The organism is Kurthia sp. Dielmo (assembly GCF_000307285.2).
Lineage (GTDB): Bacteria > Bacillota > Bacilli > Bacillales_A > Planococcaceae > Kurthia > Kurthia populi.
This window is the reverse complement of the sequence record NZ_HE578958.1, coordinates 494,480-504,501: the sequence shown is the minus strand read 5'-3', so window position 1 is coordinate 504,501 and position 10,022 is coordinate 494,480. Positions and strand designations below refer to the sequence as shown.

Annotated in this window: 12 protein-coding genes; 3 read left to right on the top strand and 9 right to left on the bottom strand. The window is 39.7% G+C overall.

What is annotated here, in order from left to right; translation table 11 throughout:
• Positions 1-34: 34 nt before the first annotated feature.
• The 5 genes from KTHG_RS11175 to KTHG_RS11155 all read right to left on the bottom strand — a co-directional run bounded on the left by KTHG_RS11175 (position 35) and on the right by KTHG_RS11155 (position 4,108).
• Entirely contained in the window at positions 35-592 is a 558-nt protein-coding gene (locus KTHG_RS11175) for a hypothetical protein (protein ID WP_139993569.1), read from the bottom strand.
• 100 nt (positions 593-692) lie between these two features.
• A complete protein-coding gene (locus tag KTHG_RS11170) occupies positions 693-1,388 on the bottom strand; it encodes an ABC transporter permease (protein ID WP_126991839.1) in 696 nt (231 codons plus the stop codon).
• 2 nt (positions 1,389-1,390) lie between these two features.
• Positions 1,391-2,311, bottom strand: coding sequence for an osmoprotectant ABC transporter substrate-binding protein (locus tag KTHG_RS11165; RefSeq protein ID WP_139993567.1), 921 nt, complete (start codon positions 2,309-2,311; stop codon positions 1,391-1,393).
• Between the two features lie 12 nt (positions 2,312-2,323).
• A complete protein-coding gene (locus KTHG_RS11160) occupies positions 2,324-2,959 on the bottom strand; it encodes an ABC transporter permease (protein WP_139993565.1) in 636 nt (211 codons plus the stop codon).
• Positions 2,960-2,971: 12 nt separating this feature from the next.
• A complete protein-coding gene (locus tag KTHG_RS11155) occupies positions 2,972-4,108 on the bottom strand; it encodes a betaine/proline/choline family ABC transporter ATP-binding protein (RefSeq protein WP_126991842.1) in 1,137 nt (378 codons plus the stop codon).
• Positions 4,109-4,389: 281 nt separating this feature from the next.
• Here KTHG_RS11155 and KTHG_RS11150 point away from each other — a divergent pair, with 281 nt between their 5' ends.
• A complete protein-coding gene (locus KTHG_RS11150; protein ID WP_126991843.1) occupies positions 4,390-5,037 on the top strand; it encodes an HAD family hydrolase in 648 nt (215 codons plus the stop codon).
• Between the two features lie 40 nt (positions 5,038-5,077).
• Here KTHG_RS11150 and KTHG_RS11145 read toward each other — a convergent pair whose 3' ends face one another.
• The 4 genes from KTHG_RS11145 to KTHG_RS11130 form a co-directional block, all read right to left on the bottom strand.
• Positions 5,078-6,529, bottom strand: coding sequence for a M20 family peptidase (locus KTHG_RS11145; protein ID WP_139993563.1), 1,452 nt, complete (start codon positions 6,527-6,529; stop codon positions 5,078-5,080).
• An 86-nt stretch (positions 6,530-6,615) separates the two neighbouring features.
• On the bottom strand, positions 6,616-6,927 hold the full coding sequence (locus KTHG_RS11140; RefSeq protein WP_126991845.1) for a DMT family transporter: 312 nt from the start codon (positions 6,925-6,927) through the stop codon (positions 6,616-6,618).
• A 1-nt stretch (position 6,928) separates the two neighbouring features.
• Positions 6,929-7,255, bottom strand: coding sequence for a DMT family transporter (locus tag KTHG_RS11135; RefSeq protein WP_126991846.1), 327 nt, complete (start codon positions 7,253-7,255; stop codon positions 6,929-6,931).
• 11 nt (positions 7,256-7,266) lie between these two features.
• Positions 7,267-7,812 (bottom strand): TetR/AcrR family transcriptional regulator, encoded by a 546-nt coding sequence (locus KTHG_RS11130; RefSeq protein ID WP_126991847.1) that lies wholly within the window; start codon positions 7,810-7,812, stop codon positions 7,267-7,269.
• A gap of 143 nt (positions 7,813-7,955) precedes the next feature.
• Here KTHG_RS11130 and KTHG_RS11125 point away from each other — a divergent pair, with 143 nt between their 5' ends.
• On the top strand, positions 7,956-8,192 hold the full coding sequence (locus tag KTHG_RS11125; protein WP_126991848.1) for a hypothetical protein: 237 nt from the start codon (positions 7,956-7,958) through the stop codon (positions 8,190-8,192).
• Between the two features lie 288 nt (positions 8,193-8,480).
• Positions 8,481-9,941 carry an alanine/glycine:cation symporter family protein gene (locus tag KTHG_RS11120; protein ID WP_139993561.1) on the top strand — a complete coding sequence of 487 codons (1,461 nt, stop codon included), beginning with the start codon at positions 8,481-8,483 and terminating at the stop codon, positions 9,939-9,941.
• The last annotated feature ends 81 nt before the right edge of the window (positions 9,942-10,022 follow it).

Sequence of the window (10,022 nt, the reverse complement as noted above, 5' to 3'; positions counted from 1 at the left end):
GAAAATAACGTGTTTTGTCTCAGTCACTTTTTTATTATTTTGTATAAGCTACCACATCTATAATAAGTTGTCCTTCTTTAACATCAGCTGCTTCATAAGGTGTGTATTTTTTACCAAATTCATTTTCGATGTCCGACTCAAAAGGATTTACATTCTCCGTATAGGATTTGAAGCTTTTTACTAACACAGGCTCTTTGCCAATTTTTACAGTGCCTTCTGAGCTTCTTACACTAAGACTAACATAATCATTTTTATCTTCTAAATAAGTAGTCGTATTCCCAAATTTGAATTTCATTTTGTCATCATCTAAAAAGCCTATCGCAATTGTGCCTTCTCGTTCAGCTGAGTTTTCAGCTAAATACGTTGTTGAAGATTTCTCTACGCCATCTTTCTTCGTGTATTTATACACTTCAAAAGTAATTTCTTTGTCATTTTCGACTTGATAGCTTAAGAAATTGCTCTCATCAAATCCCATTACAGATGCAATGGCTTGTTCATTCGAATTTAATTTAACAGAGGATACTTCCGTTTGCTGCCCGCACGCTGCTAAAAGAATCGCTGAAGCACCCATTAATGCTAGTAATTTTTTCATTTTATTATCTCCCCTTTTATATTAGTATAACAATTCTCAATATAAAATAGGATTATTTTGTAAAAAAATATAAAAAAATCACGCAATTGCGTGATTTTTATTAATTCTCTAATGATTGTACTTCTGGTGTTGAAGCTTTTTTATGTCGCTTCACTGGGTCTAATCGACGCTCAACAAAGCTTAAAATAATATCAGCAATGACCGCCATTAACGCGGTTGGTATCGCTCCTGCTAAAATAATCGCTGTCCCATTTGTCGCGTTCGTACCGCGAATAATAATATCGCCAAGACCACCGGCACCAATGAATGCCCCGATGGCTACGACACCAATCGCCACAACAAGTGCGATGCGCAAACCACCGATAATAACAGACAAGGATAACGGTAACTCAATCATATAGAGCACTTGACTTCGCGTCATGCCCATGCCTTTACCCGCATCAATTAAATCTTGATTAATATTTGTAATGCCGGTATACGTATTTTTAATAATGGGTAGTAACGCATATAGGAATACGGCAACGATAACCGTCGGACGACCAAGCCCCATACCAAGCATTAAAATCGCGAGTAATGCGAGTGCTGGTATCGTTTGAATAATATTGGCGATTGTAATAATCGGTCCGGAGAGCTTGCCATACTTCGCAATTAACACGCCAATCGGAATACCAACAACTGCCGCAAGCAATACGCCGTAAATCGATGTTAAAAAGTGATTTAAAAATTGAAGTACTACATAGGAGCCGTTTTCAGAGAGGTAGTAAAAAAATTGCTCGAGTGTATTCATATCTGCCATTTTTACTCGCCTCCTTTATCATCTTTAAAGTAATTATGCTCTTCTAAGAAGCGCTCAGCTACGATTGACGGCTCAATTAAATCATTATCCGCTTCATAGTTTAGTTTCTGCATTTGCTCTGTCGAAACTTTACCGATTAGGCGCTCAATTGCCGCCTTTACTTCCGGTTTTTTCTCTAGTAATTTATCTGTTGCCAGTGGACTCGCATCATATGGCGGGAAGAACTGTTTATCATCCTTTAACACGACTAAGTCATAGCTGCTAATACGACCATCTGTTGTATAGCCTAGCACAACATCCATTTTTCCTGCCTGTAGTGCATCATAGACAAGACCAATTTGCATTGGATACACCTTTTTGAAGTCAAAGCCATATGCCTGTGTAAAGCCCTTATAGCCGTCCCCTTCGCGGTTTATCCAAGAGGTATCTACCCCTGCTTGTAACTCTCCTGCGACCTTCCCTAAATCACTGACGGTTTTTAAATTATATTTATCCGCTGTTTCCTTTGTGACTAAAAAAGCATAAGTATTTTCAAAGCCGTACGAATCAAAGAATGTTTGATTAAAGCGCTCTTTCGTTAGCTTTTTAACCGTTGATAATGCTTTATCAGGGTCTGAAATGGGGTCCTCACCGAGTGCCCCTGTTAAATCCGTTCCTGTATAACGCGTTGCAGAAACATTCGCATCCCCGTTTAGCATTGCCTGGTGAAGTGTCGTACTCGTTCCTAAATTATTAATCATCTCTACTTCTTCATCTGTGTAATGTTCAATCATATCACGTAGCATATAGGCCATAATTGAGCTTTCTGTTGTAGAAACAGACGCAATCGTGACCTGATCTCCTGATTCAACAGCGTTTTGACTTGAGCATCCCGCTAAAACGAGTAGGATACTACAAGCTAAAAGTGCTATAAGCTTTTTCATTATCCTTCCCCCTTATCGTTCGACACGCAAGCCTTTTGGTGTCACCCATTTTTCAACACGGCTTAAAATAAAATCAACAAGTAGTGCGAGTACGGTAACAAGGACAGCCCCTGCTACGATGTAGTCTGTTTGATATAAGTTTAAACCGTTAAAAATAAAGTCGCCTAATCCGCCAGCACCGATATAAGATGCGAGTGTTGCCCATGAAATGGCATAGACGGCTGATAGACGAATCCCTGCCATAATCACAGGAATCGCAAGCGGCAATTCGACCATATAAATCGTTTGCCAACGGGTCATGCCCATACTTGTTCCCGCAGCGACTAAGTTTGAATTTACCGACCGCATACCTAAGTATGTATTATTTAAAATCGGTAATAGTACGTAAATAAATAATGCGATAATTGCAGGGACAACCCCCACGCCTAAAAATGGAATCATTAACGCTAAAATTGCGAGTGATGGTAATGTTTGCAGCACGCTTGTAATCGATAAAACGACTTTCGCGACTTTGTTCGTTTTTGATAACAAAATACCGACTGGCACTGCGACAACAATGCCGAGGCCCAGTGCAATTAGCGAAATGTAGAGATGTTCCCATGTTTTCGTTAGCATATCGCTACTATTGGCTTGAATAAATTCCATCATGGATAACGCCCCCTATTCTGCTTTTTCTGTTTCCTCATCGCCCCAAATTGTGTCATACACAATATCGACGATGTTTGCGCGGGTGACAAGTCCCACAAGATGCTTTTCATCATCAATTACTGGAATATTATTTAAATTACGACGTAAAATTCGACGTACAGTATCCTGAAGTTTCGTGCCCGTATGTACGGCATAAATATCTTTTGTCATCACATCAGACACCGTATCTGTCGAATTACGATTCGTTGTAATGGCCTCGACTGTAATCATGCCACGTAAATGTTCTTTTCCATCGACAACAAACAACGTATCAACACGGCGTTTGACCATCATTAAAATCGCCTCATCAATGCTTTTCTCCATTGAAATCGTAATCGGCTTGATCATTACATCATCTACGAGTTTGGCACTTGGTTTGTTTTGAATCAGGCGATGTGAGCCGATAAATTCACGTACGAAGTCATTCGCTGGCGCGGCTAAAATATTATCTGGTGTATCAAACTGCACCATTTGCCCGTTATGCATAATGCAAATACGATCCGCAAGCTTAATGGCTTCATCCATATCATGTGTCACAAAAATAACCGTTTTGCCTAAACGCTGCTGTAAGTCCTTCATTAAATCTTGTAGGGTATCGCGTGTGATAGGATCTAACGCACCAAACGGTTCATCCATTAAAATAATGTCTTGATTCGCAGCAAGTGCACGTAGTACACCAATTCGTTGCTGCTGACCACCAGATAGCTGTGCAGGGTACATGTCTAAATAACTACGAGGAAGGTCAACAAGGTCGATTAATGTTTCGGCGCTTTGGTCCTTCTTCTCTTTTGACCATTTTAAAAGCTTTGGTACGAGGGTAATATTGTCGCGGATTGTCATATGTGGCATTAAGCCAATTTGTTGAATAACATACCCAATGGAGCGGCGTAGTGCCACGGGATTCTTCTTCATCAAATTTTCACCATTTAATGTGATAGTACCACTTGTTGGTTCAATCATTCGATTAATCATACGAAGGGCGGTCGTCTTCCCACTCCCACTCGTACCGATAAAGGCAATGAATTCACCCTTTTCCACTTCGATATTGAGGTCATCTACTGCCTTTTTGCCACCCCGATATACTTTTGATAAATGTTCTAATTTCAGCATATGCTTCTCCCCTTTCTACTGAAACCTATACCCTAAAAGTATCCAATTGTAACACAAAAGGTAGAGAATGGTTGTGATAAAAACCAAAAAGACGCATAAAACGGACATAACCGTCATTTTTATACCAAAGAATTCAGCTAATTTTTGCGACAATTTTCAGGAATATTATTATTTTTAAAAAACAGTTTATCGAGTGAATGGATTATCTTTTTTGATGCTGTTCGACATGTTACTTTTTCGGGTAAAGAATAACGTATGTGATTTGAAAGGAGTGAGCTAGAATGGTCTTTATTTTTGATTTTGACGGTACATTAGCAGATTCACGTGAATGTAGTTTAATTGCGACACGTAAAGCCTATTTCGACTTAGACTTAACCGTGCCAAGTGATGAAACCATTATCTACTATATGGGCATTCCAATTGAAAAATCATTTCAAGCAATGGCAGCTGAACCACTCAATGACACAGATTTAGCTGAACTTATTACATTATTTCGCATTTTATATAAAGAATATGAACAAGAATATATCCATGTCTATGATGGGATTCCCGAAGTTTTAGCGACACTCTCCAAACTAGATGCCTGCTATGTTGCGTCTAGTAAGCATAGCAATGCCTTATTACGCAACCTCACACTCATTGGCATTCGTGATTATTTTAGCGATGTGATTGGTGCCGATATGGTCGCAGAGCATAAGCCAAATCCTGAAAGTATTTTCCTACTACAGCAGCGGCATCACTTTCCACTTGAAAGAGCGGTCATGATTGGGGATGCGACATTTGATTTGCAAATGGGGAAGGCCGCTGGTATTAAAACATGTGCGGTGACCTGGGGTAGCCATTCACAAGAAAGCTTATTAGCAGAGGAGCCTACCTATTTAATTAATAATGTCATGGATTTATTAACATTAAAAACGATGAATGGCTAAAAAAAGGAGGTTGCCTATCACATGGCAGCCTCCTTATTACTTAGTTCATATTATTTTTAATTAAGGTTACATAAAATGAAATCGCATCGATAAACGCTTTCTTTTCAATACGCTCATTTGTGCCATGCATTCGCTCTAAGCCATCTTTCTCCATCGCGATTGGTAAGAAGCGGTACGTATCATCGGCGACATCTTGATAGTGCTTGGCGTCACTTCCTCCAATCATAATATAAGGCGCGGTAACCGTATTGTCATGCGTCGCTAAAATAGCCTGTTGAATTTCTTTAAAGGCTGCATTATCTGTTTTAGACACACTTGATGCGACTTCGCCTTCTACATGGACTTGCACTTGGTTGTCATCAATAATTTTTTCGATTTCCTTTTTCAACGAATCCAATGTATCGCCAGGAATGACGCGCATATTAATTGTAGCCGTCGCTTTCTCTGGTAAAATATTTGTCTTATCTCCTGCAGTTAAAACGGTTGGGGCAATCGTTGTTCGTGTAACAGCCGCTGTAGCAGGTTTGTCGAGTAAAATGGATTTAATAATCGGCTTAAATAACCACTGATTCGCAAATACATATCGGTAACCAAAGGACATTTCTGGTGTCACATAGGTGAACATCTCTTCTGTAGGGCCCTGAATATCACTTGGAAATTGTGTTTCCTCAAGAGCTGAAATGGCATGTGCTAAACGCCCAAGTGTGGTAACATCCTTTGGTTGTGATGAATGGCCGCCGCTTCCCTCTACTGTGAGCGTTGCATTCGCACTGCCCTTCTCTGCAATACCAACAACGCCAATCGACTCACTTACACCTGGTATCATATCCTCTACAATGACACCCCCCTCATCAAGCACATAACGCAGATGAATGCCTTCCTTCTCTAAGTACGCGACAATCTTTGCTGCACCTTCATCGCCACCAATTTCCTCATCATGACCAAAGAGTAAATAAAGGTCTTGTGCTGGCTTATGGCCTTCTGCTAACAGATGATTCACAGCTTCTAAAATACCAATAACGCCTACTTTATCATCTAATGTACCGCGCCCCCAAACGTACTTATCATCAATTATGCCGCTAAATGGTGGCTGTTCCCAGTTCTTTTCAGTTCCTTTTGCGACAGGCACAACATCATAATGCGCCATGAGCCCAATCGGTGCGTCACTACTTTGTCCCTTCCACTTAAATACGACACTGTAGTCATTAATGTGCTTTACATCCAGCTCATCATATACATGTGGATACGTTTTTTCTAAAAAAGATAAAAACTCATCATACGGTTTAAAATCGATTTTCGTACGATCATCGTATGAAATCGTTTGAAAGGTAATCGATTGCGATAAATGGTTAAGAGCCTTGTCCTCATCTATCGCTACAGCTACTTTTTTCACCTCAGGCTGCTTTGTTTTTTGTAAAATGGTTACTGTAATCGTCGCAATGAAAAAAACAACGACTACAGTTAAAATAATGAGGCCTATTTTTTTCCACATCTCGCACCACTCCTTTTCATTACTATAATTTGGAAAGCGTTTTCATGCAATAAAAAAAGACCTGATACTAAATCAGGCCTTGTCATTTACGCGATTAATTTTAAGCCAATCACGGAGCCAAGAATAAGCGCGATACACGCTAGACGTAGCGCACTTTTAGACTCACCGTAGAAAAACATTCCAATCAAGGCAGCACCCACTGTACCAATCCCTGTCCAAATAGCGTAGCTCATGCCCATCGGAAGCGACATCATCGCATATTTTAAGAGCGAGAAACTGATGATAAAACCAATAATCATCACGAATAGGCCACGCTTATCACGACGCGCCAGCATATTCATTCCATTTACACCGATTACTTCTGATAAACCTGCTACAATTAATGCGATCCAAGCCATGTTAAGCTGCCTCCTTTTCACCTGTGACAAGTTTTAAGCCAATAACACCTACTAATAATGTCGTAATAAATAAAATCTTCAACCAACTAAATGGCTCGTCTAAAAATAACATCCCCACAGCAACTGTGCCCGCTGTGCCGATACCCGTAAATACCGCATACACAGTCGCGACCGGTAAATGCGAAGTTGCCTTCATAATTAAGTAGAAGGAAATGACGATTAAGCCGATAGTTCCCGCCCATTCTAAGACAGACTCTGATGCCTTTAAGCCAAATACCCATAAAATCTCCACAAGACCTGCTGCAAGTACATACATCCAGTTTTTCATTTTTTCTCCTCCTAAATGCCACGTTCAAAAATTGTATACGCGGCTTCTAGACGACGCGTTGCACGACTGGCATCACCATATAATAATTCAACAAACATACTATCTAAGATTGCTAAGTAAGCTTGCGCCATAACCGCTGGCGCTACTTCGTTTGTCACTACCTCCGACACCCTAAACATTTCCGTTACAAGTTCCTCTATAGCATCTAAATAGCGGTATACCCCATCCATCACTTCTGTGTACAAATGCTGTGGTGGAAAGAACATCATACGCAGCCAAAACTTCGTCGCATCATTTTCCTGATAACGTATAATATAACGCTCAAACAATTGCTTATAATCTGTTTGTGTTTCAATGACAGATTGGATAAAATTCATTTCCTGTGTAATGCATTCCTCACATACAGCTAAAAACAACGCATCCTTATTTTTAAAATGCGTATAAATCGATTGTTTTTTAATGCCTACTGTCTCTGCAATCATCGCCATTGAAGCCCCTTCATAGCCATGCTCTGCAAAATTACGTAATCCTGCATTCATAATATCTTGCTGTGTCATTTCATCATCTCCCTTACGAACGTTCGTCAGTTTATAGATTTATCATAGCACCCTCGATTATTTTTGTAAAGAAAGGGGCTTATTTTTTTAATTTCATTGCTCACTGGCGTATGATAAAGACGATAACGGAAGGAGGGGTTCTGATGGACCATCTTTATGCACTACTTCAAGATCTAGCACGCTTTAATCGGGATTATACAAAATGGGAAAATACATTAAATGACGCGCAAATGCATGAGGCCATTCAACAAGCAAAGCAACATCATTATGTAATTGGTATTTCAAGCATGTTGACGGATGGAAATTGTGAGGTTACATTTGGTGTCGGTGATGTAACGGTTACAGAAGCGGGCCATGCATTTTTAGAAAATTATGCATAAGTCTGACAGGAGCTACGAAAAAGTAGCTCTTTTTTTGATTTCACCCAATTAGTCATTTTTCTACAATATTCTTTTTCAAATAACTATTTATTTTGCACAAAAAATAATTATTTGAAACAGGTGCTCTAAAATACTTCGTTTTCTCTTTAATATCAATGCTTTAAAGCATCTAATATATTGGATACTTTTACCTGGTTATTATTTTCATGCTAAAATTGTATTGAATGTTATGAATTGTCAGAATATAATAATATGCAGAAAGAATAATTTTATAAAAGAGGTGATGTTATGGAGGAAATGTTAACGACAGTCAATAACTGGCTTTGGAGCCCTGTCATGATTTACGGTATTTTAATTGTTGGTTTAATTTTTACGTTTATGACACGTTTTATGCAGGTTCGCTTCTTCAAAGACATGTTCGTGCAATTGGCTAAAGGAGAAAAATCATCAGCTGGTGTTTCATCATTTGAAGCGATGGCAATGGCATTATCTGGCCGTATTGGTGTAGGTAATATCGCGGGTACCGCAACAGCAATCGCGTTCGGTGGTCCTGGTGCTATCTTCTGGATGTGGGTACTTGGCTTTATCGGTGCTGCAACAGCGTATGTAGAGTCGACGCTTGCTCAAATTTACAAAGAAGAGAAAAACGGTATTTATCGTGGTGGCCCAGCCTACTACATTCATAAATTCTCAGGCAAGAAATGGTTAGGGATGATTTTTGCGATTGTAGGTGTACTGGCAATGGCAATTTTAATGCCTACTGTACAATCAAACTCGATTGCAGATGCAATGAATAATGCGTTTAATATTCCAGCTTGGGTATCAGGTACTTTCTTAGTTATCTTTATCGGTATTATTATTATTGGTGGCGTAAAACGTATCGCAACTGTGGCTTCAATCATCGTTCCATTCATGGCGGGCGGGTACATTTTAGTAGCACTTATTATTATTATTTTAAACTTTGATCAAATTCCAACTGTATTTGGTTTAATTTTCTCAAGTGCATTTGGTGCCAATGAAATGTTTGGCGGGATTCTTGGTGCGGCCATCGCATGGGGCGTAAAACGTGGTATTTATGCCAATGAGGCTGGTCAAGGTACGGGCCCTCACCACGCCGCTGCTGCAGAGGTATCTCACCCTGTTAAACAAGGTCTTGTACAAGCATTCTCAATCTACTTTGATACATTCTTAGTATGTACCGCAACAGCTTTCATTATTCTATTCACTGGTCAATACAATGTAGCCTATGAATCAGGTCCAAAAGCAGGTGAATTTATTGTTGAACATATTCCAGGTGTAGAAGCGGGTACGGCCTATACACAGGCAGCACTTGAGCACGCATTCCCTCTTGCAGGATTTGGTGCTGGGTTTGTTGCGATTGCATTATTCTTCTTTGCCTTCACAACAATCATGGCATACTACTATATTGCCGAAACAAACTTAGCGTACTTCCTAGAAGGTAAAAAATTAAAAATTGCGATTATCTTTATGCAATTAATTTTCTTAATCGGGCTATACTATGGTTCTGTAAAAACATCAACGGCTGCTTGGACGCTCGGGGATATCGGTCTTGGGCTAATGGTTTGGGTAAACGTTATCGCCTTACTATTCTTAGTGAAGCCAACATTAATTGCTTTAAAAGACTATGAACAACAGAAAAAAGAAGGTAAAGATCCTACATTCGATCCAATCAAACTTGGTATCAAAAACGCTGATTATTGGGTAAAGAAAAACGAAGAAAAGAAATAATATGAAAAAAGAGACTCGGCCAAAACACGTCATTCTCCTTTTTAACGTTCGCAACGAAAAACCGGAACCGCGCCACCGCGC

Bases quoted from the DNA above. Each gene is read 5' to 3' on its own strand.
- KTHG_RS11175 (WP_139993569.1), bottom strand. From the start codon at position 592: ATGAAAAAATTACTAGCATTAATGGGTGCTTCAGCGATTCTTTTAGCA.
- KTHG_RS11170 (WP_126991839.1), bottom strand. From the start codon at position 1,388: ATGGCAGATATGAATACACTCGAGCAATTTTTTTACTACCTCTCTGAA.
- KTHG_RS11165 (WP_139993567.1), bottom strand. From the start codon at position 2,311: ATGAAAAAGCTTATAGCACTTTTAGCTTGTAGTATCCTACTCGTTTTA.
- KTHG_RS11160 (WP_139993565.1), bottom strand. From the start codon at position 2,959: ATGATGGAATTTATTCAAGCCAATAGTAGCGATATGCTAACGAAAACA.
- KTHG_RS11155 (WP_126991842.1), bottom strand. From the start codon at position 4,108: ATGCTGAAATTAGAACATTTATCAAAAGTATATCGGGGTGGCAAAAAG.
- KTHG_RS11150 (WP_126991843.1), top strand. From the start codon at position 4,390: ATGGTCTTTATTTTTGATTTTGACGGTACATTAGCAGATTCACGTGAA.
- KTHG_RS11145 (WP_139993563.1), bottom strand. From the start codon at position 6,529: ATGTGGAAAAAAATAGGCCTCATTATTTTAACTGTAGTCGTTGTTTTT.
- KTHG_RS11140 (WP_126991845.1), bottom strand. From the start codon at position 6,927: ATGGCTTGGATCGCATTAATTGTAGCAGGTTTATCAGAAGTAATCGGT.
- KTHG_RS11135 (WP_126991846.1), bottom strand. From the start codon at position 7,255: ATGAAAAACTGGATGTATGTACTTGCAGCAGGTCTTGTGGAGATTTTA.
- KTHG_RS11130 (WP_126991847.1), bottom strand. From the start codon at position 7,812: ATGACACAGCAAGATATTATGAATGCAGGATTACGTAATTTTGCAGAG.
- KTHG_RS11125 (WP_126991848.1), top strand. From the start codon at position 7,956: ATGGACCATCTTTATGCACTACTTCAAGATCTAGCACGCTTTAATCGG.
- KTHG_RS11120 (WP_139993561.1), top strand. From the start codon at position 8,481: ATGGAGGAAATGTTAACGACAGTCAATAACTGGCTTTGGAGCCCTGTC.